This window comes from Furfurilactobacillus curtus (assembly GCF_054657915.1).
Window position 1 is genome coordinate 634,588 of sequence record NZ_BAAHXU010000001.1, and the last position, 24,610, is coordinate 659,197.

Genomic DNA, 24,610 nt, shown 5'->3' on the forward strand with positions numbered 1-24,610 from the left:
CATATTTTCGGAAAAACATTACCTGTTTTTGTGCTCTTATTTTTAAAGCCCATTATCCAGGCATTATGTATGTAACTAAATATACAAATTGTTACTCGTTCTGTTCCTTACCCCGATCCGTTGGCAACATATTGATTGGAAACGCCAGAAACCGTTTAATCAACTCATAATAGTGCTCCTTATTCCAAGGACGTTTAAACTCGTATGGTTCATTTAGGTTCACAAAATAGGTATGGCTATTCCAGTCTTTTACCAACTTTTGTAAACATTTAACCGTATCTCCGTCTTCATCTTCAAATCGGAGGTTTAGTGTTTCTAGATCTGTTTGATCAACGCCTAACTCTTCGATTGCATGAAGCAAAACGTGAAGATTAAATACGGCGTTTCCCTCGTGATAACCGCTTCCTGTGCCGTTTAAATTAACGTAAAATGGATCAGCAACGCTAATATTGTCATACCGCTGGTGATAAATTGGCAATGTGTCAATTTTGGCTGTCACATCAACAGAGATTGTTCCATTACCATGATCGTGATTATTGATTTCTACAGTTAGTTCATCAAATTTCATATTAGTACCTCAATACGGCAGATCTGAATCATCAAAGTTCAATTCCAAGTCATTGATTTCTTTTGGTCGAATTAGTTCCACACGATGCAAGTCATCAACCCCATCACGAATTTTATCGAAGGCACGCTGTGAAGTGATTGTTTCAAATTTGGTCTGCGGAACGTAGTTGGCCATTAACGTGTACCCCTTAATGTCATTGATCATCTGGTCTAAGGCGTCCATGGCACGTTCATTACCTGAGCCGAATTGCAGGTTCTCAACCTCAATGTCATAACCAGGGAAGTTCTCGATTGCTTTTAAAACTAAGCTCAGCTCAAGTAATGCAAGGTTTTGTGAGTATTCATCCTTGTTTTCCATAGCCGCTTCAATGATCGGGTTACAAAGCTTAACATTATCCAACTTGTCATAATAAGCCGTGATACCATTGATTTTTCCGTCTAACTGGATCACAAGATGATCCTGAATCTTAATACTGTTGACCTGTAGCCGTACTGTCCTTTCATTCATATTTTTTCTCCTCACTTAATATTATTTGCGATATCCATTTCTTGAATTTGTTTGGTTAAATCGGATAAGTGACCGCCGTATTGCATTCTCAAGATTCTAGCTTCGCTCGGCTTACCCCATAGCAGTTTGATCTCTTCTACCAAATCCTTTAAGTATTCCTGATAGGTCTCATTTTTTGGCCAAAGCGCTTGTTGGTGATAGTTAATCGGTTTGTCTTGTCGGACCTTTTCAAACAGCGAACCAGCATAGTCCGAAAGGCCATCCTTCCAACTAAAAACAGTTGGATAGATTTGTAGGTTTAATCGCTCGGCGAACGATAAAGCTTGGCCAATTATAATTAAGTTATAGTGTTTAACCTGCTCATCGGTTGCTTGTTCGGTGATTATACCGGCGTTGATCGAGTGGTGAACTTCCTTAGCGATAATGATGTCTGGCCGTGCATAGGCGGTCATCACTAAGGTCTCCTCAGAAAATCCCGGCTCTTCAATACATTCAACTTTTATTGTATTTTCTAACATGTCTTCTCTTACTCCTCTCTTTAAGTTAGATTTCTGTCCGAAACCATTCAGATGGTGATCCGTTAACCCCAGATTCAGCAATTTCACCTCGATTTTGACCATGCTTTTCGGTTTGTCAAAACCTACAAGGCGGTCTCCTGTCCAACTTGGGATAGGTCATCTTGGTCGGCTAACTTTGGTAACGTGGTTGCAACAAACCAGAGCAAATCACTTTGCGATTGCTTGTTCAACTTAGCAAATCGATCTGGTTTCAAATTGGGAGCCAAATCGATCAATATTTTTAGTTGCTTTTTCACCTCGTCATCACCTCCTGACGTGTAAGTATTGATTTGTTTCAATACGATATAAGTTTCGATAAATTCTCGTACCTGATCTGAAAGAATGCCTCAACCAAGGATTCGTTCGATAAATTAACAGGTCTTCAAAATGCGATGGTTGAGGAACATTTCTCTCGAGCACTGATCAAAGATTACCTCTTGTTAGTTTGCCCATGTGGCTCAGTTTATCTGGCGGTTTGAAATTACTAATTTTGACCAAAATAAAAACGCCTATTCGGCGTCTTCACTACATGTATTTATTGACCCAATTGCTTCCTTACGTCATCTTTGGAGAAATAGTAGCCATATCGACCATCAACATCCGTAAAATAATTATCTACTCCATTTTCGGTTTGACCACCTTCTACTTGAAAATAAATTTGTCCGTTTTTAGCAACTGCGTAGGTAACCGGCTTGGCATTTGTAGCCGTTTGATCTTTAATCACGCTTATGCTTAACAAATAATCGTCCATACCATTCTGCAATGGATCAGGATCGGGCGCATTAGATGATACCAATTTTGCATTAGGGTCTTCAGTTCCACGAATGTACTTAAATAATCGTTTAGCAGTTGGTTGTGCACCCTCGTCAAAAATAGATTGGCCGAGCGATGTTCTAATACCAGATCCAGAGGAATCGTTATTAGTTTCACCACTTGATGAATCTGCTGTTGAAGTTGACTCACTCTCAGAAGCGCTACTTGATGAGTCGGAGGCAAAAGTAGTGTTGACCTTTTTAATATTTAACCGAGCTTTCAGATTCTCAACTTGCAACCGCTGTTTCTCGGGTAAATAGTATTGACGATAAAGGCTCTTTAAGGAAACCGTTGAAAAAGCCGCACGATTAGGGTCGTTCCCAATCAAAGCGTAGTAATAGATATTATCCGCCTCACGAGTATAACCAACATATCCAATAATTGTTACGTCAGCTGGTGCTATTGCCATTAAATAGCCCGTTCCGGGGTTGGATACGAAGTCCTTACTGATTTTCATTGGCGTAACATTCAGCGCTGTATCCTTACTGCGATCAGATGCCATTATCGCATTCTTAAAAGTTTTTGTTTCGTCATCGGCCTTGATTTGGTCAACTGCTTTAACGCCGCCATAATAAATCAAAGCATAACGATCAGTGGCACTAAATTTATTCAATGCCTTAACGGAGGGCTTATTGCTCGACGCGTTATCTTTACTGCTTTGCTTGCTAGCAGTTCCAGATTGACAACCTGATAATGTGATTCCTAAAGTCATCAATGCCAACAAGCTGATGGTCGCTTTTATTATTCTTCTTGTCTTCATGTTTTAGTCACCACTTTGATCTTGAGTATACTGATCTTGTAACTGTTGCCCCAATTTAACCGGATCATTTGGCTCTGGGGCGCCTGATTGTGTTGCATATAGACCAACTTCATTAGTCAACAACTTGGAATAATCGTCACCTTTAAAACGTATCTGGTAACTATTATTAATTACCGTACCAGCCTGATTGGGGGTGTCTGATCCCTTCCCCGTCCAGCTTACTGACTTTGGTGGCAATTTTAGAATATCGCCTGGGGCGGCATATTCAGCATCAACCGCAGTTACTGGCTTAAGGAATCGTACTTGACCGTCATCATTAACGGCGTAAGTGATAGTTTCGATTTGAATGTTAGGAGAAGTCTGCGCACGATTGATCAATTGTTGGGTAGCCGTACCATCAGAACGTAAGATGATACTGTAATCAACGTCAACGGTTCCTGCAGAATTGGTCTTATGAAATGAATAAACCACATTTTGATAGGGCTTAACCTGTTTAGTCGAAGAAGTCTGTGATGATGTGGTGGAAGAACTCCTCTCACTGGACTTACTATTTTGCGAGGAGTTTGAAGAACTAGTACTTACACTTTCAACCTTTGTTACCGTTTTCGTTGCTGGCTTATGATCACCTAACAAGAATCCGATAAATACTGCCATAAGGATCATCACAACCGCAACAATGGTGTCGATTATGTGCCGTGGCTTCATAACTTAGATTTCCTTTCATGAAAAAGACCGCTGAGTTTACAACGGTCTTCTCTATCTTCAATTCGTCTTCCTCAAAGCCCCTCCCGTATGGGAAAGGCTCTTTCGTGGTGCTGAAGCTGGGTGGAGGAATTCACTTAACAGGGTTGAATATCTGGATGATTACTTCAACCACTGGACTTCCATAAATCCGAGCATGTTGCCGTTCTTGTCTGTGATGGCTACTTCACCTTGGCCATAGTCAGAACCACTTACACCAGCGTTGTAGTAATAGTTTACAAAGTCTGGATCAAAGTATGCTGAGTCGTTCGCTGCTTCCATGCCGTTCCAAATCTTTGGTTGAATTTTCACGGAACCCGGTTGGTAACTCCAGCCCATACCCTTTAACCGTGCTTCTACTTGGGCATCAATGTCGGCTTCGGTTAGGCCGTACTCAGAGTAATTCACTGAACCATCTGGGTTCTTGGTTACTTCCGGCTTAACGTAACCAAAATCTTGGATTGCATATGTGTATCCATTGTCGGGGTTCTCTACGATCGCAATGCCGATTTGGTTGGCCGAAGCATCTAACATGTTGGCCAAGTGGCCGGCGCTGTTCTTCCAGTCGTTGAAGATGATGCTTGCAGTCTCGGCTTCAGTGGCGCCGATCTTATCGATGTTCAAGTTCTCTGCAATGGCCGAACCTTGGTAACCGGCCTCAGTGTAAGCCGTGTACCATTGCGTGCCGTCCGGACGAGTGTGGCTCGCTGCGGAGATATCCTCTTTGCCTTCAGTGAAAGTCTCGTTAGCTCGAGTCTGGGCAATTGCCTGTAAGGTTGCATTGTCCATCGTTACTGCGGATAGGCCGTGTTGGGCACGGAGATCGTTCACCATTTGTAGGATATCGTTGGCTACAGTAGCCATATCTTGGTTGGCGTATACGTGTTTAGCGTACTTAACCGTGATGTCAGAACCTCCGGCAGTGTACATACCGTTGATTGATGAGTCACCTACCAAGTCATAACCATTGATTTCGGATGGAGCGGCAAAGCTGAAATTGTCACCTGTGGTGCCGGTCAGAGTCAGATCGTTGTCTAGTTTGTTACCATTCTCGTCAACAAAGTGGATCGTAACCGTGGATTGGGCAGGAGCATTCTTCGTGTAAACAAAGGTGATCGTTGCGCCAGAGTCGGTCACGTTCGCCGTCTTGGTAGCTTGATCAACCGTGTAACCATCGATGTTCTTGGCCGTTGCGCTGGCCATGGTGCCTACTACCTGATCGGAGAGCGTGTCACTTGGCGAAAGTTGGTTGCCTGCGGCGTCCACATAATTGATGGTCACGTTGGCGTGCTGTTCGGCACGGTCGTAGTAGAAATCAATGATGTTTCCTGCTGACTTGACCGTCCAGCTCTTGCTCTGATCACGTGGGGTGTAACCGTCGATAGTGATTGGACTTACCGTAAGTGTGGAACCTACCTGCTGGTGTGCCATCGTGGTTGGCTGGGTCAATAAATTACCATCGGCGTCCAGGTATTCCACAATAACATCGTCATATTGGGCTACGGGTGCTTGCTTCGAATAGTGGAACACGATGGAGTTGCCCGATTCCGCAACAGTTAGATATTTGGTTGAGCCGTAGTAATCATAACCATTAATCACTTGTGCAGATGCGCTAACTGTGGAACCGACTAATTGGTGTGCAAGTGTGGTACTTGGGGCAATCGTGTTGCCGTCCATATCGGTGTAACTTACCGTAACGTCTGCATACTGCTCAGCAGGGGCTTGGCTCGTGCTGGAACCGGCCTCGCTGCTAGTTGAACCTGCGTTCGATGGCGCGGTTGAAGCGTTGGATGGGGATTGGCTCGGCGTCTGACTTGCATCTGATGGTGCCTGAGATGGAGCTGTTGAGGCATCACTTGGAGCCTGACTTGGCGTTTGTGAAGCATCACTAGGCGCCTGACTTGGGGTCTGTGAAGCGCCACTTGGTGCCTGACTTGGCGTTTGTGAAGCATCACTAGGCGCCTGAGATGGAGCTGTCGAGGCATCACTAGGTGCTTGAGATGGCGTTTGGCTGGCATCGCTTGGTGCTTGTGATGGAGTCTGACTAGCATCGCTTGGTGCTTGCGATGGAGCTTGGCTGGCGTCAGATGGGGCTTGTGATGGCGTCTGACTAGTGTCACTTGGTGCCTGTGATGGCGTCTGACTAGTGTCACTTGGTGCCTGTGATGGCGTCTGACTGGCGTCACTTGCCGCTTGTGATGGCGTTTGGCTGGCGTCACTTGGCGCTTGTGATGGCGTTTGGCTGGCATCGCTTGGTGCTTGGCTTGTCACAGAACCAGCGTCACTCGGTGCTTGGCTTGTTACGCTGCCGGCGTCAGAAGCGGCTTGTGAATTGTCTGGAGTTCCTGGCTTGAAGTAAGATGCGCCCATCTCGCCGGAATGGTTGGCGTCCGTGATTGCTTCTGGTTGTTGAGTAGTACCAACACTTGGCTGAGTTGAGGCACTTGGCATAGTTGATGGTGTTTGAACGTTGGCAGCTGGCGCTTGAGTCGGTGTATTAAACCGACCGATCGTCGCACCGTTGGCGTCAGTTACCGTAACCTGCTTTGAGCCATCAACGTTTGTATGCACAAACAGGTGGTTGCCGACATAAATTAAATCAACATTAGCGATCTTGTTTTGGTTCGCCAAATCGTTAACGCTAACGCCGGTTGCTTGGCTGATTGCCCAAAGGGTATCACCATTTTGAATGGTATATGGATCGGTGCCTAACTTAGCTAATTCTGCCTTAACCGTAGCAACACTATTTGCATGCCATTGTGGTGCTACTGATGCATTCGCCGATGTGGCAACTCCGGTCAGCGCAAGCAAACTGATACCGGCTGCTAACCATAATTTGCCTGATTTATATAACTTAACGTGGCGTTTCTCGTCTGTATGTAATGATCTGTACTGAGCTCTGCTCATCATAAATAACCCCTACTTTCCTACGTAAATAGACTCAACAAAACGAACGTTTATTGAAGAACTAAAAAAAGCGCTGATATAACTGATCAATGTCAGTGATATCAACACTTCAAGATATGTAGTATTTGGAATTTTGGAAACTAAACTAAACGTTCGATTAATTAATAAGAGGGCTACTCTTATTAACAGGCTTATCGTACCAAAAGCGTTACGTATGTGCAACGTTCATTTTATTGCTAGACCTTGATAGACCGGCTTTTTTGGCTAGTTTGTAAACGTAAGTAGTACTAACGTGATAACGTTTGGCGAGTTCTTGAACAGTTAAATCATGCGATTGGTATGCAGTTAAAATTTTTTTCTTAGTTAATTCACTTACCGTTTTTGGCCGTCCTAACCTTTTATTAGTTGCCTTTAAGGCATCCTTGGTTCGTTCCGAGATCATATTAGCCTCCAGTTCTGCAACCGCTGATAAGATTGTGAACATGAACTTACCATTCGTCGTTGATGTGTCGATCTGATCATGAATGGATTTGAAATGAGCTCCCATCGCGTCGAGTTCAGCGATTATATTAACCAATTGTTTAACCGAACGCCCTAATCGATCTAGTTTGTAAACTAATAAAGTATCGCCAGCTTTCAAACTCTTAAGTGCTTTTGACAACTCCGGCCGATCTTCCTTTCTACCTGATATCTGTTCCTTATAGATTCTATCTGGTTCATATTTCCTAACTTCGCCAAGCTGGAACTCTAACCCTAAATCTTGTCGATTAGTACTAGTCCTTATATATGCCACCGTTTTTGTCATCTTCAATCACTCCTATGCTTGATGTATAAGAGTTTATGTAAGTTTCACGTACGGTTTTATTTCAGTGGTTACTTCTTGGTAGTAAATCAACATTCGTCCCATTTTCGAACCAAGATTAGGTCAGTCGTCTCAAATATCAACTCCAAGTTAATAAATTGGCTAGAAAACAGTCATAAGGTATTCTTGCCACGATCGTCTCAAAATATGAGATTGTCGTCTCTGTGCCATAGTCCTCTTTGCAAAATCGATAAAATTCACAGCAGTGGTATTCCTTAACCAATCGTCTCAGTGATGAAATAGCATTCGCTTGTTCGAAACTGCTGCCTTCATTGGCTGAAATACGGTCATGAAGTATTGTTGAGTTGATTGTCAGTAAATTAAAAAAGCTCAGAGTGATTAGCCAAAGAATGGTCATACTGTATTCTTGAGCCATTCGTCGCAAAGTTCTCTCGCACTTTCTCATGCTGATAATTGGTGCCTGATTACAAAACATAGAATTGAAGTATTGTTTCAGCAATCGGCTCACCGACCTGTGGTGGATCGTCTCTGAAGTGTGCTTAAATCTTAGTTTTGAGCTGGAACGCAGCAATGAAGTATTCTTGAACGGATCGTCTCTCAGCACAGGATTGGTCGTCTCTGGCAGGTTGCTAACTTAACCCAATGGATAAAATTCCGTCGTGAAATACTCTTTGGTAAATCGCCTCAAATTAAAGATTGCCATTTGGATCAAGTTTATAATTTGGGCAAAAGAAAAGACCGGCTGAGCCGATCATCAATACTTACACAATAATATGAAGAAACCCTTTTAAAAAAGATACCCATCGCACCGAATCAACTGATCTTATCGATTGAATCAAGTTAATCAAGTTAACCAACTTGCCATTTCGAATCAACTTAACCAGTTTTAGATCGTCATCAGGAGTCTTCATCTCCTATAATCAACCCTTGTGTGCCAACGTGTGAGCTTGTGTACCATCTTGATTGCTGTTTGGTATGAATATTGGTCTTCAACCTTGGATGGCTGTGTGGCGATTTGTGCGATAAGATTGCCTCGCTGGCGATTAAATACTTGGCTGTTAGATCAATTTGGCACCAAGGCTCATTCTTTGATTCATAGCTTTTAACTTGATCAGTGGCCATCAACTATTGAGGTCGTCTTGTTCTAATTTGCCTTAACAAAATGCTAATTCAATTTAGAATAATCACTTAATTCTGCTGATTTGAATCAACTTAACATGGTCTTCACTGTTGCTGTATTAATATCTTCTTCCATGGTTGATCACTTGATGAGTCATCTTCATGATTATGTTCATAGTTGGATTAAAAGAAAAAGTTCGGCGGCTGTTTTTGCTTTGCATGGTTAAGCATCTTTTCAACAAAATCATTGTAACTTTTGTAAAGTGATTAATCTGACCAACGTTATCTCTTCATTCAGATCGTTTTAAAATGCCGACCTAACAAGCAATATGGCCTATAGTGGTCTTCATGATCATGCCATAATCAGTATGCTTTAATCTACTTTGTGAAGCTTAATCCTCTTTGGCGATTCGCGCTTAACTTAATCAAATTAATGCAAGTTTTGGATCACTAATGCAGACGTTTCAGCAGTTTTGGCGATAGTGATTAAGGCAATTTCGCCGAAGCTTGGGATCGTTAATCAAAGTAATCCACTTACCCATTCTCCACTCTTCATCAGAGTAAATACATATAGATGATGTAAAAACCGGCTAGCCGCCGGTCTTTGTGTGATTAATCCTCGTCCAATTTGTACTCATTGGGTATTGGTTTCTTTTGGATCATGGTCTGGGCATAAGGCCAATGCTGACCAGTAAAGCCAGCGAAGTAAATTGTTAATTGAGTCTTCTGTCTGATTTGTTTAATCAGCTGTTCTAAATAAGCAATCTCATACCTTTCAACTGTATGTAGTGGCGTGGAATGCGGTCTCTTCCCCTTGGGGTGTTCCTCAAAAAAGAAATTATACGTTCGATCGAAACGGTCATTCACACATTCAATTTTGTAAATCGTCTTTGGCGCCCGTTTAAAAAGTTTCTCTATACGTTCGGTGATGATTGCAGCATCTGATTTCACGGCTAAACCTTTAAGTAATCACTAGCGCCACGGCTAACATACCGTTCATCAGTTGATTTAATCCAATCCTCGAATTCACGTTGAAATTCAACTAACTTTCGTGGGTCATCCTTAAACACCGGATAGATTGGTAAATCAGACAGATGAAACCTAGCGCCATGGGGAATATTCATTAATTGAACTTGCCATCTTTGATCTGTAATGCTCATAATATTGCCTCCCTAACAAGGTAGATTATAGAACATACGTTCGCATAATAACAAGTCCCTTTTTCAACTCTCCTTGTTAAAAATTGTAATCATGATTATTTCGATTCAATGCTTCCTGAGTATTAATATGCTTACTGTAAGTGATGAGTAGTTCACACTTGTTTTAATTGAATCAATACAGATTTTTTTGCTTTGGCTTTAAACAACAACATTAGTTTTAGCTTTCAAGCATTGCTTAACAGAAATTAGTGTACGATCTGTTCAAGCCAGTTGTTGGTGGAGGTTATCTCTTCGTGCAACTTTTTAAAAGTGCTGGCAGGTCAGGTATTCTGACCGCCTAGTAGAACCGTTAATCCACTCTATATTATGCTTCTCGTTGGCTAGTGGTTAATCAGTAATCCGTTCTAAAGTTTGACCATAATCCACATGAATTTTAGGTCAGCAATACAGACGTTTTTAAGAATTTAGCCGCAAAATTTCAGTTCAGGAATACAGACGTTTTTAAGATTTTTTCTCTAATTTATCTTCTCAGAAATCTAAAAATCACTTCTTTTCGATTAATCAACGCACCGAATAAGCCTCCTAATTTCCGATCTAGCTGTCAGATTACACCTCCTCCTCACCCCTATTTCGAGTTCCTTGGGAAACGTGAGGCCGTGTGTCCAATTTGATTCGACGATTGGTATAAATACATATTATTCATATAGACGCCCTGTGTGCGCCCGTGAAAACCCGATTTGGCGATGGCGCCTTAGTCCAACAGCCACAGGCACTTTGCTTCAAAACATGCCTACTTTTTTCTTCTTAATCCTTATGAAGTAGCTATACCACCGGTTAATCAGTGGCCTAAAAATGGCTTACCTTGGCATAGAATATCCAATTATCTTTCGGAACGTTCATAACCGGCTAGCTCAGGCTGTTGGTCTCGTTTTGGTCTCTGTTTTAACTCGTAACGATGTTTCACACAATCAACTGTCTTAGTGTCCCAAAAACCTTGCCCTACAAAACTGTGTGCTCATTTTGCTCTCTCTTTTGCCAAAAACAGGGAAAAGTCCTTACATTTCACTTTTTTGGGTAAAAATAAAAAAACTGCCACCAAGTCAATGGTAGCAGTACTTTTCGCGATTTTTAATGGAGCAAATTTGCCTCAGGAATCCATTTACTGTGTCCTGACATATTGGCATGCTCCTTTGATTAATTAGTTTTTTATTGGTCAAAATAACCTTACCAACTATACCACCAGCAGCCCCGTGCTTCAATTGTTTCACATAGTTTTTGAAACACACTAGAACACGCTTGGTCGATTACTTGGTTCATTTTGAATAGCTCGATTTGGTCTCGGATGACTTAACCTTATGAGATAGCTTAGCATTACTCAATTATCTTTAAAGCAATGGCTTATCTGTAAAGATTTCTAAGCCAGCACAGTTACTGGATTCTTAAGCACGTGGTCTCTTTTGGGTCTCTCACTTTTACCAGTTTGAAGTTTCGGTCAATCAACTCGCCTACTGTCTCAAAAAGTACCAAACTTTTCCTGTGTGCTCAATTTGGTCTCTCTTCGCTAACCACAGTACAAAAATCCCGAGAATTCTAATTTTTAGTCCAAAAACAAAAACTGCCACCAACTTAATGGTAGCAGCACTTTTCACGATTTTTAATGGAGTCAATTTACCCCGGAGCCACTCTTGGAATGTCCTGACATATTCAGCAACTCCTTTGAGGTAATTATTATTTTGGTCAAAATAACCTTTACAACTATACCACCAGCAGCCCCGTGCTTCAATTGTTTCACTTAGGTTTTAAAAACTAGCTGCATATCCGCTTGATTAAATATTTCGGTTAACACTGCCCATCCAAAATAGCCCCAGCAGTCCACAACTTAATTGTGTTCTTCGATAACTGTTAGCGTCAGTTTGTCAGAAAAATCATCAATTAGTTCCTCGTATACGTGCTTGTTTAACTTAATAGGCTTGTTTTGTTTGGTTTGGTTCATTTTGCTGACTACAATTGAGATCTGCCACAAATGTTATTCATAACTGGTGTCAAAAGAATTCTTGTGACTGGCGCCCATCTTCACTCAAAGAGCATTCGGGCTTCTTTCGCCATGTATTAACTGTTGGATAAATTGGGCCTTTTACTGGTGACATTCACGAGCACATTTATACTGTATCTACATTAGTTAAACTATTATATTCAAGCATTTAAAAAAGCTACTTTGATTCATAAAGCGACCTTTACTAAGTTAACCGTTCCTAGATCAGTCAATCCCACTTTGACACTCTCTAAAACCAATGTCATCACTGTAATTAACACAGTTATTTCACGCTTTTGTTAGATGGAGTGTATTCGACGTTAAACTTTAAGGAGCTTACATAAGCATGCACTTCATCAATGACATGTTGTTTGTGATCCCATAACTTCTGTGATAAATCCACTGGATAAATTTGCGGATTTAAAACTCGTTTATATTCGCTCCATAACGATGCTAATTGCTCAGCTGCAAATTTTTTTATTTCCATCAACGTAGGTATTTCATAAACCTGCTGTCCCTGATTAAATATATCAATCAAGACAGGGCGAGCATTAAAATCGGATACATTTTTATTAATGTAGGTATAGGTTGGATGAAACATGTGCAACTTATCGACTTGGTCAGGTCGTTCATCCGCTAAAGCCACGTAATCACCTTCCGATTTTCCATCAACCCGCTTAGTAATCCGCCAAATTTGCTTTTTCCCAGGGGTGGTTACTTTTTCGGCGTTGCTTGACAATTTAATGGTGTCTACCATCTTACCTTGTTCATCTTCGATCGAAACTAATTTGTATACAACACCTAAAGCGGGTTGATCATATGCCGTGATCAATTTTGTCCCCACGCCCCAGACATCGATTTTTGCGTGTTGCATCTTTAAGTTAGTAATTGTCTGTTCATCAAGGTCATTAGAGGCGTAAATCTTCGCATTTGAGAAACCAGCCTCATCTAATTGTTTCCGGACTTGCTTAGAGATATACGCCATATCTCCTGAATCAATCCGCACACCAAAAAAGTTAATTTGGTCGCCCATTTCACGAGCAACGCGAATTGCGCTTGGAACTCCAGATTGGAGCGTATCATACGTATCAACTAGAAAAATGCAATCTTTATGGGAACGCGCATAGGCCATAAAGGCATCGTAATCATTCCGATACGTTTGTACCAAACTATGAGCATGCGTGCCACTCACAGGAATACCGAAAATTTTTCCAGCTCGCATATTACTCGTTGAATCAAAACCACCGATGTATGCAGCGCGCGTTCCCCAAATAGCTGCGTCCATTTCTTGCGCACGTCTGCTACCGGATTCCATTATGCCATCACTACCAACGGCGGAACGAATGCGAGCCGCTTTCGTAGCAACCAGTGTTTGATAGTTAACGATGTTGAGCAACGCGGTTTCAACTAGTTGACAGTCCGCAAGCATACCTTCAACCTGAACAACAGGTTCATTATTAAAAACCAGGTCGCCTTCGCGGGCAGCACGTATGGTTCCAGTAAACCGGAAGTTACGTAAATATTCTAAAAACCCGACTGAATACTGATTTAAACTCGCTAGATACTCAAGATCTGCTTCACTAAAACGAAGTTGGTTAATGTAACCGATCAAACGTTCTACACCTGCAAACACCGCGTAGCCATTGTGAAAAGGTAAATCACGAAAGTACAGCTCAAAGACAGCGTGCCGATCAGCCACCCCTTCCTCAAAATAGGTCTGTAACATACTAATCTCATAAGTATCAGTGTGAAGCGTCAAACTATCATCAAGGTAACGTGTTGCCATCAGAATCACGATCCTTCCCGATTGAATTTTATTTGGCGCCAACATTCTATCATAGCCCCACTTATTTGAGTGATTTGTTCCAGAAATATTTATAATTTTTTTCGCATGATTATCATCATAAATTTATTAAATAAACAGATGAAATTCATATCACAAATAACGATGATGGGCTGTCAAAATCGCCTAACAAATCACTTTTTTCAACAATCTCAGAGTGTATACAAATACTATGGCAAGTAAAATCCAGGTTAATCTCCTAGGTCTTCCTAAATTATTGATTTTTAAACTAGCTCTATTTTCTAAATGCTTACTACAACAATACGCCACCTTATCATTAATTAACTCTGTATTCGAAATGGCTGCATTACTAAGGATTCTCATCTATTATCAATAGCTATTGTTTAATTTACCCAATCATCCAGATGGTAAGCATTGCTCTAATCTCAGAATACATTCAAAATCTTGTGCGTAATCGCTGCAGAGCGAATTATTATGTTGGATATCTATCTCCATTTAAAGAATAATTAAACTTTTTTCCACACATTATCTTTCTGATACATCTGACTTTTATTAGTTACTCTCCCGCCACGGGTACTTTTAATTTATCTTAGTTAAACTAACTATGTTCAAATCTAAAAATAAACATGCTAAATAGAATGCCAATGTTTATAAGAAGTCTAATCCCAGCCCTTTTATTTTTCGACATTCACAAATCTGAATTTATGGTCATTTATTTAAGTTTTAAAGTAAAAGAAGGCTGCCAACAACAATAAGCCCCTTTCTCATTACTTTGATTTAACCCAAAAACTTCCGGAAAAATTTTCTTCGTGCTATGCTGAAAAAGATGTAAAGGAGGGATCGACAAATGAAAGATTTATTTGCCCGGGGATCGATTGACGTGACCGACGCCACGCAAAATAATTTAAAGCACGTAAGTTTGAAGATTCCAAAATATCAAACCACCGTATTCGTCGGTTTATCTGGATCTGGTAAATCTTCGTTGGTTTTTGATACCATTGCAGCCGCCTCAAGACGAGAGCTCAATGAAACATTTCCAAGTTTTACACAACAATATTTACCCAAGTTCGGTCAACCTCACGTCGGTAGCATTGACCATCTACCGGTTGCCATTGTAATTGAACAACAACGAATTGGAAAAAATGCCCGATCGACACTGGCAACCTATACAGGCATTTATTCATTGCTCCGACTGCTTTTTTCACGAATTGGAAAACCCTTTGTTGGTTATTCGGACTCATTTTCATTCAACCTCCCCCAAGGGATGTGTCCACACTGTCAGGGATTAGGGTATGTGGACGATATCGACGAATCAAAGCTGATTGATCCAGAGAAATCATTGAATCAAGGTGCGCTGACATTTGTAAGCTTTGGCGTCAATACGTGGCGCTGGAAACGATATGTCAATACAGGATTATTCGACAACGACAAACCATTGAAAGACTACACACCTAAGGAATTCGAGCTACTCATGCACGCACCACAACAAAAATTACAGAACCCACCGGCTAATTGGTACAAATCTGCCCTTTATGAAGGTTTAGTTCCACGGATTCGCCGCTCAATCTTGGGTAAGGCTGAAGCCAAACATCATCAAGCCGCGATTGCTGCCATTGTCACCCGACAACCTTGCCCTGTTTGTCATGGCGCGCGGTTAAACCCAAAAGTCCTGACTAATCATATTAACGATATGAATATTGCAGAGGTCAGCGAACTTGATTTAATCCATGTGATCCGTTTTCTGAACGCAATCGAGGTGCCCCTTGCCACTGATGTCATTCGAGAATTAAAGACAAAGATCCAATCCTTGATCGATATCGGGTTAGGCTATCTCACCTTAAATCGGAGTACAAATACACTTTCAGGTGGTGAGGCCCAACGAATTAAGATCGCTAAATTCTTGACCAGCGCGTTATCCGATATGGTTTATATCCTGGATGAACCTAGCGTAGGTCTGCATCCCCATGATATTCAATTAATCAAACGGGCGCTGACAAAGCTTAAAGAAAAAGGCAATACCATTTTGATCGTGGAGCATAATCCTAGTATGATCGACTTCGCTGACTACGTAGTTGAAATTGGGCCGCAAGCGGGTCAAGCTGGTGGAAAAGTAACTTTTACCGGTAGCTACCCTGAACTTCTAAAATCAAAAGCGATGACCGCTGACTGGCTACGACGTCCTGTTTCGTTTGGCAAAAATCGGACAATGACGGGTTTCTTAGCGTTACGTGACATTTCGAGCCATAACTTAAAACAGGTTTCAGTCGACATCCCATTGGGCGTCCTCACGGTGATCTCCGGAGTTGCAGGATCTGGAAAGAGCTCCTTGGTATCAGCACTCAAACAACAACTGACAGATGACTATGTCGATTTAAGCCAAGACCCGGTTGGCATTACAATTCGGTCGACACCGATCACGTACTTAGAAATTCTGGATTCGGTCAGAAAATTATTTGGCAAAACAAATAACGTGTCAACACAACTATTCAGTTATAACGGTAAAGGCGGCTGCCCACGTTGTCATGGCAAAGGCGTGACGATCACCAACATGGCATTCATGGATCCGGTAATTCAAGTCTGTGAACTGTGTGGCGGCAAACGCTATAATAAAGAAGCATTAAACTACCAGTATCACAGGCAAACCATCGCTGATGTTCTAGCGATGACAGTGATAGATGCACTGGCTTTTTTTTCTGATCAACCCAAGATTGCAGAAAAGTTAGGCCATTTAGATCAAGTGGGTCTTGGTTACCTCACATTGGACCAGCCCCTCACCACCTTATCAGGCGGTGAACGACAAAGACTCAAATTGGCGTTAGAACTCAGTCACTCTGGTGAGATCTATTTACTAGATGAGCCCACGGCCGGTCTTCATTTGAAAGACACCGATCGGCTGATGATGTTGTTCAACAAATTAGTCGATCAAGGTAATTCATTAATTCTCATTGAACATAACCTGGCTGTTATCAGCCAGGCCGATTGGCTCATTGATATTGGCCCCGACGCTGGCCGCTATGGAGGCCGATTGATGTTTAGCGGTCGACCAAAAGATGCCGTAAGCCACAACGATTCAAGAACCGGCATGGCTCTAAGAGAATTATTGAATTCACGACAACATTGATGCATCAGCTGGACTTTTTAACCGGACAATCGGAAATGTGAGGCTTTTGACTTAGCCTCTATGGTAGTAATCGCTAGATAACAAATCGGGCCGAGGCAAAATTTTTATTTTTGTCTCGGCCCGATCATTTACTCATATAGTAATATCCATCAATACATATTGTTAGAGGCTATAAAATTCCAAAATCCACAATTAATTTATTTGGTATTTACCGATAAAGTTGACTAAAGTAAATCGCATAGGAGGATGTGAAGATGAGAAATAGTTTTTTTGAACGTCGCGATGATTCTCGCCCTTTACCAATAGTGGATGATCACATTAACAATGGTCGCCTCTGGCTGCTATTCATTTATCCAATCGTTCTAATAATAAGTGTGGTCCTCATTTCAGAACGATTATCAGCCGGACACGATTGGTTAATCTTTTTTATACTATCATTGATTCCTACCTGCTTGTTTCTTGGTGGGTATTGGCTAATCAGTGGCCAATCACCATGGAAACTTTTTCAGCATGTTTCATTGAAAGAGTGGGGATATACTGGCCTATTGTTCATTGCTCAAATCATTTATTCAATTATTACGCCAAAAATACTATTGGTGTTTGGGGATAAAACTGTAGGTAATCCAAATGCCACAGCACTTTTAGGCTCCCATAAGTGGCCAATTTTTTTTATCCAAGCTTTTAATAATCTTTTTCAATTAATGGATGAAGAGTTTCTGGGGATTTTTATCTTTTTAGCAATGACGGCAATTTTAATCCAACAATTCCATCTCTCTAGAAACACAGCAATTTGGGGGTCATTATTTATCTCAATGATCGCTTTTGGCTTGGCCCATTTTGCAGTTTATAATTGGAACCTACCACAAATGTTACTTGTGATCGGGGTTGCCCGAATCTTTATGACTGGCTCCTATTTACATTCAAAGAGTATTTGGACTGCTTTTGTTATGCACTATTTATTTGATACCTCTGGGTACCTAATAGTAACGATGTTTAGCTCGTTTATACCTCACTTACATTAGATTTCCATAATATGCTAAAAGACTAAAAGCGCATTTTCCAGCCTGGTTCGTCAGTCAGGATGACAAAACACATTTAACAAAGCAAACTATAAATTCAATCCCATAATATGATTTAGCTTGCCCCGTCGCGTAAATTCCCAACGTTTTTAAATACGCTAGACTCATTTTTTCAAATATAAGTGTGCAGGCCCCCCTTTATTGAACCAAAAACTGATCACTCTGCACTCATAAGAACACGCAAGGCCGCTATTAACGCGCATACAAAAACTTGAACATAAATATTTAATAAGCTCCAACCGCAGTGCTATGCCACGGTCGAATCCTCATCGAGAAGCCTGTCATTAAACATTACTTGATCACTTATTAGGGTAAAAGTTATCAATTGATTGTCATAAAAAACCGACGATTTCTCATTCGCTTTTTGAAGCGTTTTAGTTGGTTTAGCCTCCCCACTGGTCATAATAAGTTTGCTGTTCAATTCCAAATCTATCAGTTACAGTGAACATAAATCTCAACCCAGAATTGTGACACCAATAGTATCTTAACCTCGCCACTTTGTGTTCAACCATTATATAATTAGCGAATTTCTTCTTCAGGTTTATCTTAATTGACAAGCAAGATATGGTACCTATTAATTAAGTTGTTTGCCTAACACTGAGAACATACCAAAGTACCATTCAACTTCATTTTCGTAGACACAATTAAAGACTTGGCAGCCTCTAGTACTGGATACTTTGGAATTATCTGGTATATCGCTAAAACGAGTAACAATATTCAGCTTTGAAATAAAAATTCCACCATAAATACGGTATAGCTACCGCTTAATCTTCAAAGTTCAGATGACTTTAAAGATCAACACAAACCCCTTTGCTAAGGTTAGTCGCCCCTTTTAGATACATACCATGAGGAAATGATGGTAAATTTTTACGGGACGATCACTCATTAAAACTTTCCGATAAATTTGGTTACAAAAATATCGTGCCTCTAAAAGAGACACGATCTTTTTAAAACCTTCGTGCATACTTTGAAATGCTTCATCTACCTGAGCAAATGGTAATCATTTACTTTTGGAAGTTAATCATCACAGCTACATTGCTGGATTAAGCATGTTTGCGCTTAAGACCGAAGCTCAGTAAACCTGCACCCAAAGTAGCAATCAAAGTTAAACCAAGAACAGCACTAGCATTTTCATTAGCAGCAGTTGCTGGTAATGCAGCTTTGTTGTTAGTAGTAGCCGACTTAGTCGCAGCTTTGTGACCAGAAACAGCAGTTGGCATTACCTTGGCACCGTTTTGACCAGTGACTTCAGCCCCATTTGTGGTCTTGTTACCAGCTGTTTCACCACTCTTGGCATCAGTCGTCGAGCCGTTGTCTTCGCCCTTGCTTTCATTGTTGTCACTAGGCTTGTTGGTGTTGGTATCCCCGCCATTACCCTTAGCGGCAGCATCATCTTTAGCTTTTTGACGGTCAGCATCAAGTTGTGATTGATCAGGTTCAGTTGCCTTACCCTGACCAGCTTCAGCCAACTTTTCAGCAGTCAAATGACCGTATTGCTTGTTGTAAGCATCACGGAAGGCTGGGTCTTGAGCAGCTAATTCTTGTTCGCTCATTTGTTTACCAGCCGCGAAGTCTTTAGTAGCTTGATCGATACCTGCAGCAGTTGACTTCAAGATGTTTTGACTAGTCTTAGTGAAAGCATTCTTGTAAGCGGTGCGGTATGCAGGACTCTTACTTGCCAGCTCTTGTTCAGATAAAACTTGGTTCTTTTCAGCAGCAAGAATCCCATCAGTAGCGCCTTTATAAGCATCATTGTATGCATTGACGAACGCTTCACTCTTGCCTGAAAGAACATCACTGCCAAGATGTGTGTGGTTCAATGCATCAGACGTAGCTTCGTCAGTTGCTGCATCGCGATCAATCGTAGCTTGACTGTTTTGCGTTGCTTGGCCTTGGCCAGCATTTGCTAACTTTTCAGCAGTCAACTTACCATACTGCTTGTTGTAAGCAGCGCGATAAGCTGGGTCTTGAGTAGCTAACTCTTGTTCGCTTGCTTGTTTACCAGCAGCGAAATCTTTCGTAGCTTGATCAATACCCTTAGCACTAGATGCTAAGATATTTGAACTAGTTTTAGCAAAAGCAGTCTTGTAAGCTGTCCGGTATGCAGGCGTTTTAGCAGCTAATTCTGCTTCTGACAGAACTTTGTTTGCTTCAGCGGCAGCAATGCCATCTTGAGCACCTTTGTAAGCATCGTTGTAAGCACTAACAAAGGCTTCACTCTTACCTGAAAGGACATCTCCACCAAGATGAGTGTTATTTAACGCATCACTAGTAGCTTCATCAGTTGCTGCGTCGCGATCAATCGTAGCTTGACTACTTTGTGTTGCTTGGCCTTGGCCCTTTGATGCAAGTTGATCAGCCTGAGCTACTTCAGCCAAGTGTGGCTTCATGATCTTATTGTACCCATCACGGAAACCAGGTGTCTTAGCAGCTAACTGGGCATCGGTCATTGGTGCGATTCCAGCAGTGATATCGCTAGAGGCCTGTTGAATCCCTTCAGCAGTTTGCGCCAAAATGGCTGTACTCGTTTGACGGAAAGCATCTTGGTAAGCAGTCCGATAAGATGGTGCTTTAGTTGCCAACTCCTGAGTAGTTAATGGTGAAACGCCCTTTTCAGCGGCCAAAGTACCGTCAGCCTTACCCATATCAGCGTAAGTCTTTTCTAAGGCTGCTTGATAAGCAGGCTTGAATGCAGGACCGCCAGCCATAATTGTTGCATCTGAAGCAGCAGTATTTGTCTTAGCAGCCTGTACACCAGCATTGGCGCCAGCAACGGCTTCATTGTAAGCCAAGACAAACTTGTCTGATTTACCAGTCAATACGTTGCTGCCTAATTGGTTGCCGTTTAAAACAGCGTCAATTCCGGCCGCCTGACCATCTGCAGCACCTTGGACGTCGTTGGAAGCGTTCGTCAAGGTTGTTTGCGCATCAGCCACACCCTTATCAGCTGTGGCGTTATTACTGTTAAGTAATTTTTGGAAACTAGCTGATTGCGTGTTTGCAGTTTGAGTAGCTGTCGCAAGCGCTGCCTTATCCTTAGCAATAGTTTGCGCATCATTAGCTGGTGTGTCTGTCATCAATTGTTGCATGGCAGTGTTGACAGCTGCTAAGTATGGCGCCATAGATGCTTTATAGCTTGCCAAAGCGTTAGCTTTTAGAGTAGTGGCTCCCTGTTGAGCTTGTGCTAATGCGGCTTTAGCTGCAATTACAGCCTGATTAACAGTTTGGTTACTGTCGTTTTCAGCGACGTTACCTTGACCTGCAGACCCTTGGCCCTTAGCCATGTTCGTATTGCTTTGGTCCTTAGCTGATTGATCAGCAATCGTAGATGCTGAAGGTGTACCAGCATTACCTTGACCATTAGCAATGTTAGTCGCATTTTGATCCTGAGCGGATTGTCCGGCTTGAACGCCAGGTGCTGGCTGAGTCGCTGTACCAGGCTGGTTATTCTTCATCTGATTAACAACTTCAGTGCTTGTTTGACCAGCAGCGCCTTGTTCATTACTACTATCGGCATGAACACCACCGGCAAATGCACCTAACGACAAGAAAGTGATCGGCACGATCAACCATTGTTTACCGGCCTTGACCATCTTGAAACGTTTCTTTGTGTCTCGTGACATATTTTCCTACCTCCAAAAGTAAAAAAAGAAATTTAAGACAGACTCGCGATTATTGAATCGTAAGAATATCTTAATAACAACTACCGTAAGTTTACGATATTTCTATTTCATAACCAATGGTATTTGCAAAGGTTTCCATAATAATATAATACTGACGTTATAATTATATCAGCATGTACCCCTGCTGTTGTAGAAAGTCTAGGTCCCAATTTTTACGCATCGGAAAGTAATCTGTCAGAACATGTAGTTTAGAATGCGGTTCTTTTCGTTCAAGATTCCTTGAATATACCTTTAACATGCTTAAAAAACCATCTAGATCTTCATACACGTAAGACAAAACTGGCCGAATTGCAACATAACTTTGCATCAAAAGATAAGTCAACATCTCTTGATCCAGATCTTGATGTTTCTGGATATACTCAAAGCCTAAATCCAAGATCACGTAATGGTTCGGTATATAAAAAGCATGTTCCCCTCGTTCAAGTGCTTCTAAAACAACTCCACAGCTATCAATAAACTGAATCCTGGCCGCACACCCAATTGCTTGGTCAATTTGATGATGTTCATCAAAAATCGTTAATCCCATCACTAAATCAGCGCGAAAGGCTTTCAGCATTTTGGGCTCTTGCAGAACTTGCTGAAGATGGCGATCAAGCCGACTAGTAACGGCCTCCTCTAGGCTAGCACCATCGGCAAATAATCGTTTGTCAACCGGTGACATGGTCTTAAAAAAAGTCTCTTCTGCTTGTGACATATAGCTCCCCCACATGACAATATCAATAAATTTTTAATCATGATTTTGATTAGTTTACATCTTACAGCTTGCTTGTAGAATCAAACAATACTCCTTTTATAACTGTTTAGTTATACGAGAATAATTATTATAGCATAAGAGTTTTGTACTTTCTGCTTTGAGAGTGTTCTAAACTTATGGCATACAACTAACTCTTTCCAGCAAGGAGCAAGTGCCATGGATAATACTTTATTAACATTTCTTCAAGCAATTGAAGAAGCCGGCAGCATCTCAAGCGCGGCTAGAAAACTATTTGTTACACAGCCTTACGTGAGTCGCATTATCCGACAAGCCGAAGATCGCTTCCATGTTCAATTAATTAATCATAAAAATCGACCAATCACCCTTACTTTGGCAGGTACTCGCTTGTTAAACTACCTACAAAGATCACAACAATTGGCCCAAGAAATGGATTCTGAAATGAGCCATTTTGCTCACCAGCAGGCACAAGGCCAACAATTAAAGCTCGCAGTTGATCCGTCGATCGCACATCATTGGCTCAGCTTGATCGTTCAAGACTTAATTAGACAAAATCCAGACTTGCACATTAGTGTGACTGCTTTAGCCGGTAAGGCGGCAGAAAATAGTTTGCTCAACGGTAACATCGATGCCCTACTTGGTTCACCGTTGACGAATAGTGAAACACAATTTACCTTAATTACCAATCAACCAGCGACACTTATCATGCCTGAACCAATTCATGCTTCTGATCAACCATCAGACTTGTCCCAATTAGAGTTTGGTCACTTAGATGGACTGCGGCTCATTTCAACTGCAGACCAATCATTCAGCAATGGTTTAATTATGGCTTGGTTAACCAAACATGGCACCCACATGTCAGATGCAATTAAATTACCAACTTTTGAAAGCGCGATTAACTTAGCAGTTAACGGAGTTGGCGTAACGGTTGCGCCAGACATCCTCATCAAACGTCAGTTCAAGCATATCAATGCCATCACACTACCCATTCCTCTCAAAGAGCTTTCATTCCAAGTTGGGATTTCTTGCTTACCTAGGGCGATGGAGCGAACCAAACCACTCCTACCTGCCACCCAATCCTCAGCGAAGGAACTATTCGATATTTAATCTATTTTTATTAGAGCAAAAAACGATGTCCCCTAATCAACATTAAGGACATCGTTTCTTTACATGCTTATTTGCCGTGTCGTATCTATTTGGTCGATTGACGTTTTTTGAGCCCGTATGGTAAGACAACGGTCCGTTCACCAATCTCTTCATTGTTCATAAGTTTCGTCAGCAACCGCATGGATACAGCACCAATGTCATACAGTGGTTGAGTAATGGAGCTCATCCGCGGACGGGTAATTTCCGTAAACCGAGTGTCATTACTAGTGATGACCTCAAAATCAGCAGGTACATCAACCCCTGCATCGGTTAAACCATTCAATACGCCAGCAGCCAATTCGTCATCACCGACATAGGCTGCGGTCGCTTTCACATCCTGTAACGCTTGCGCGAGTGCATAACCGGCACGATACGAATAGTCGGTTTGGAAGACGAGTCCCGCATCATAATTTAATCGAGCGCTGCTCAAAGCCTGTTGATATCCCTTCAAGCGATAGTCATGGTTGATACTTTCATCCATTGATCCAGTCACAAACGCAATTCGTTTATTTCCTCGTTGAATTAAGCGATTCATCGCATCTGTCACCGCAGCAACGTAATCAATATTCACCGATGGTAATTGCCGTTGCTCATCGACAGATCCGGCTAATACAATCGGTGCATGAGCCCGATCCAAGCTTTCACGCAATTCATCACTAATCTGATTGCCCATAAAAATGATGCCGTCAACTTGCTTAGCGGTTAGGTTATCAACCACCTGCAATTCTTTGTCATGATTTTCATCTGAGGAGGCCAAAATAATGTTGTACTTGTACATCAACGCCACATCGTCAATGCCCCGCGCTAATTCAGAAAAATAGGAGTTGGTTAAATCTGGAATCACAACACCGATGGTTGTTGTTTTCTTTGAGGCTAATCCGCGAGCCACTGCATTTGGTCGGTAGTCCAGCTGGTCGATCACATCGAGCACCTTTTGCCGGGTAGCAGGTTTAACGTTTGGGTTTCCATTAACGACTCGTGAAACGGTCGCCATAGAAACTGCCGCTTCACGAGCGACATCATAAATTGTAACGGTTTGTTTATCCATATGTTATACCCTTTCATCATTGATTTTATT

Annotated in this window: 17 protein-coding genes; 3 read left to right on the forward strand and 14 right to left on the reverse strand. The window is 41.7% G+C overall.

The window, feature by feature from the left end:
- Positions 1-91: 91 nt before the first annotated feature.
- The 11 genes from ACYQ0Y_RS03340 to ACYQ0Y_RS03390 all read right to left on the reverse strand — a co-directional run bounded on the left by ACYQ0Y_RS03340 (position 92) and on the right by ACYQ0Y_RS03390 (position 13,773).
- Positions 92-568, reverse strand: a complete 477-nt coding sequence (locus ACYQ0Y_RS03340) for a hypothetical protein (RefSeq protein ID WP_407883517.1) — start codon at positions 566-568, stop codon at positions 92-94.
- 9 nt (positions 569-577) lie between these two features.
- On the reverse strand, positions 578-1,075 hold the full coding sequence (locus ACYQ0Y_RS03345) for a hypothetical protein (protein ID WP_407883519.1): 498 nt from the start codon (positions 1,073-1,075) through the stop codon (positions 578-580).
- An 11-nt stretch (positions 1,076-1,086) separates the two neighbouring features.
- Positions 1,087-1,593, reverse strand: a complete 507-nt coding sequence (locus ACYQ0Y_RS03350) for a hypothetical protein (RefSeq protein ID WP_407883521.1) — start codon at positions 1,591-1,593, stop codon at positions 1,087-1,089.
- 122 nt (positions 1,594-1,715) lie between these two features.
- A complete protein-coding gene (locus ACYQ0Y_RS03355; protein WP_407883523.1) occupies positions 1,716-1,889 on the reverse strand; it encodes a hypothetical protein in 174 nt (57 codons plus the stop codon).
- A gap of 278 nt (positions 1,890-2,167) precedes the next feature.
- Complete coding sequence (locus ACYQ0Y_RS03360; RefSeq protein ID WP_407883525.1) at positions 2,168-3,205, reverse strand: hypothetical protein; 1,038 nt, start codon at positions 3,203-3,205, stop codon at positions 2,168-2,170.
- Between the two features lie 3 nt (positions 3,206-3,208).
- The gene (locus tag ACYQ0Y_RS03365; RefSeq protein WP_407883527.1) at positions 3,209-3,910 is read right to left on the reverse strand and encodes a hypothetical protein; all 702 of its coding nucleotides are present in this window, start codon (positions 3,908-3,910) and stop codon (positions 3,209-3,211) included.
- Between the two features lie 159 nt (positions 3,911-4,069).
- Positions 4,070-6,856, reverse strand: coding sequence for a MucBP domain-containing protein (locus tag ACYQ0Y_RS03370; protein ID WP_407883529.1), 2,787 nt, complete (start codon positions 6,854-6,856; stop codon positions 4,070-4,072).
- A gap of 205 nt (positions 6,857-7,061) precedes the next feature.
- Positions 7,062-7,658: a recombinase family protein gene (locus tag ACYQ0Y_RS03375; RefSeq protein WP_407883531.1), complete on the reverse strand. Its 597-nt coding sequence runs from the start codon at positions 7,656-7,658 to the stop codon at positions 7,062-7,064.
- Between the two features lie 1,749 nt (positions 7,659-9,407).
- Positions 9,408-9,746: an acetyl-CoA carboxylase gene (locus tag ACYQ0Y_RS03380; RefSeq protein WP_407883533.1), complete on the reverse strand. Its 339-nt coding sequence runs from the start codon at positions 9,744-9,746 to the stop codon at positions 9,408-9,410.
- Positions 9,747-9,748: 2 nt separating this feature from the next.
- On the reverse strand, positions 9,749-9,955 hold the full coding sequence (locus ACYQ0Y_RS03385) for a hypothetical protein (RefSeq protein WP_407883535.1): 207 nt from the start codon (positions 9,953-9,955) through the stop codon (positions 9,749-9,751).
- A gap of 2,315 nt (positions 9,956-12,270) precedes the next feature.
- On the reverse strand, positions 12,271-13,773 hold the full coding sequence (locus ACYQ0Y_RS03390) for a nicotinate phosphoribosyltransferase (protein ID WP_407883537.1): 1,503 nt from the start codon (positions 13,771-13,773) through the stop codon (positions 12,271-12,273).
- Between the two features lie 865 nt (positions 13,774-14,638).
- Here ACYQ0Y_RS03390 and ACYQ0Y_RS03395 point away from each other — a divergent pair.
- A complete protein-coding gene (locus ACYQ0Y_RS03395; RefSeq protein WP_407883539.1) occupies positions 14,639-16,912 on the forward strand; it encodes an ATP-binding cassette domain-containing protein in 2,274 nt (757 codons plus the stop codon).
- A 254-nt stretch (positions 16,913-17,166) separates the two neighbouring features.
- On the forward strand, positions 17,167-17,934 hold the full coding sequence (locus tag ACYQ0Y_RS03400) for a CPBP family glutamic-type intramembrane protease (protein WP_407883541.1): 768 nt from the start codon (positions 17,167-17,169) through the stop codon (positions 17,932-17,934).
- 1,100 nt (positions 17,935-19,034) lie between these two features.
- On the opposite strand, the gene ACYQ0Y_RS03405 is transcribed toward ACYQ0Y_RS03400, so the two are convergent.
- Both ACYQ0Y_RS03405 and ACYQ0Y_RS03410 read right to left on the reverse strand, forming a co-directional pair.
- A complete protein-coding gene (locus ACYQ0Y_RS03405; RefSeq protein WP_407883543.1) occupies positions 19,035-21,614 on the reverse strand; it encodes a KxYKxGKxW signal peptide domain-containing protein in 2,580 nt (859 codons plus the stop codon).
- Between the two features lie 163 nt (positions 21,615-21,777).
- Entirely contained in the window at positions 21,778-22,368 is a 591-nt protein-coding gene (locus tag ACYQ0Y_RS03410) for a hypothetical protein (RefSeq protein WP_407883545.1), read from the reverse strand.
- 216 nt (positions 22,369-22,584) lie between these two features.
- Between ACYQ0Y_RS03410 and ACYQ0Y_RS03415 the strand changes: the two genes are divergently transcribed.
- Positions 22,585-23,493, forward strand: a complete 909-nt coding sequence (locus ACYQ0Y_RS03415; RefSeq protein WP_407883547.1) for a LysR family transcriptional regulator — start codon at positions 22,585-22,587, stop codon at positions 23,491-23,493.
- An 85-nt stretch (positions 23,494-23,578) separates the two neighbouring features.
- Here the strand turns inward: ACYQ0Y_RS03415 and ccpA are convergent, their stop codons facing one another.
- Entirely contained in the window at positions 23,579-24,580 is a 1,002-nt protein-coding gene (gene ccpA, locus ACYQ0Y_RS03420; RefSeq protein WP_407883549.1) for a catabolite control protein A, read from the reverse strand.
- Positions 24,581-24,610 lie beyond the last annotated feature (30 nt).

Bases quoted from the DNA above. Each gene is read 5' to 3' on its own strand.
- ACYQ0Y_RS03405 (WP_407883543.1), bottom strand. From the start codon at position 21,614: ATGTCACGAGACACAAAGAAACGTTTCAAGATGGTCAAGGCCGGTAAA.
- ACYQ0Y_RS03390 (WP_407883537.1), bottom strand. From the start codon at position 13,773: ATGGCAACACGTTACCTTGATGATAGTTTGACGCTTCACACTGATACT.
- ACYQ0Y_RS03360 (WP_407883525.1), bottom strand. From the start codon at position 3,205: ATGAAGACAAGAAGAATAATAAAAGCGACCATCAGCTTGTTGGCATTG.
- ACYQ0Y_RS03350 (WP_407883521.1), bottom strand. From the start codon at position 1,593: ATGTTAGAAAATACAATAAAAGTTGAATGTATTGAAGAGCCGGGATTT.
- ACYQ0Y_RS03345 (WP_407883519.1), bottom strand. From the start codon at position 1,075: ATGAATGAAAGGACAGTACGGCTACAGGTCAACAGTATTAAGATTCAG.
- ACYQ0Y_RS03370 (WP_407883529.1), bottom strand. From the start codon at position 6,856: ATGATGAGCAGAGCTCAGTACAGATCATTACATACAGACGAGAAACGC.
- ACYQ0Y_RS03415 (WP_407883547.1), top strand. From the start codon at position 22,585: ATGGATAATACTTTATTAACATTTCTTCAAGCAATTGAAGAAGCCGGC.
- ACYQ0Y_RS03395 (WP_407883539.1), top strand. From the start codon at position 14,639: ATGAAAGATTTATTTGCCCGGGGATCGATTGACGTGACCGACGCCACG.
- ccpA (WP_407883549.1), bottom strand. From the start codon at position 24,580: ATGGATAAACAAACCGTTACAATTTATGATGTCGCTCGTGAAGCGGCA.
- ACYQ0Y_RS03400 (WP_407883541.1), top strand. From the start codon at position 17,167: ATGAGAAATAGTTTTTTTGAACGTCGCGATGATTCTCGCCCTTTACCA.
- ACYQ0Y_RS03385 (WP_407883535.1), bottom strand. From the start codon at position 9,955: ATGAGCATTACAGATCAAAGATGGCAAGTTCAATTAATGAATATTCCC.
- ACYQ0Y_RS03410 (WP_407883545.1), bottom strand. From the start codon at position 22,368: ATGTCACAAGCAGAAGAGACTTTTTTTAAGACCATGTCACCGGTTGAC.
- ACYQ0Y_RS03340 (WP_407883517.1), bottom strand. From the start codon at position 568: ATGAAATTTGATGAACTAACTGTAGAAATCAATAATCACGATCATGGT.
- ACYQ0Y_RS03365 (WP_407883527.1), bottom strand. From the start codon at position 3,910: ATGAAGCCACGGCACATAATCGACACCATTGTTGCGGTTGTGATGATC.
- ACYQ0Y_RS03375 (WP_407883531.1), bottom strand. From the start codon at position 7,658: ATGACAAAAACGGTGGCATATATAAGGACTAGTACTAATCGACAAGAT.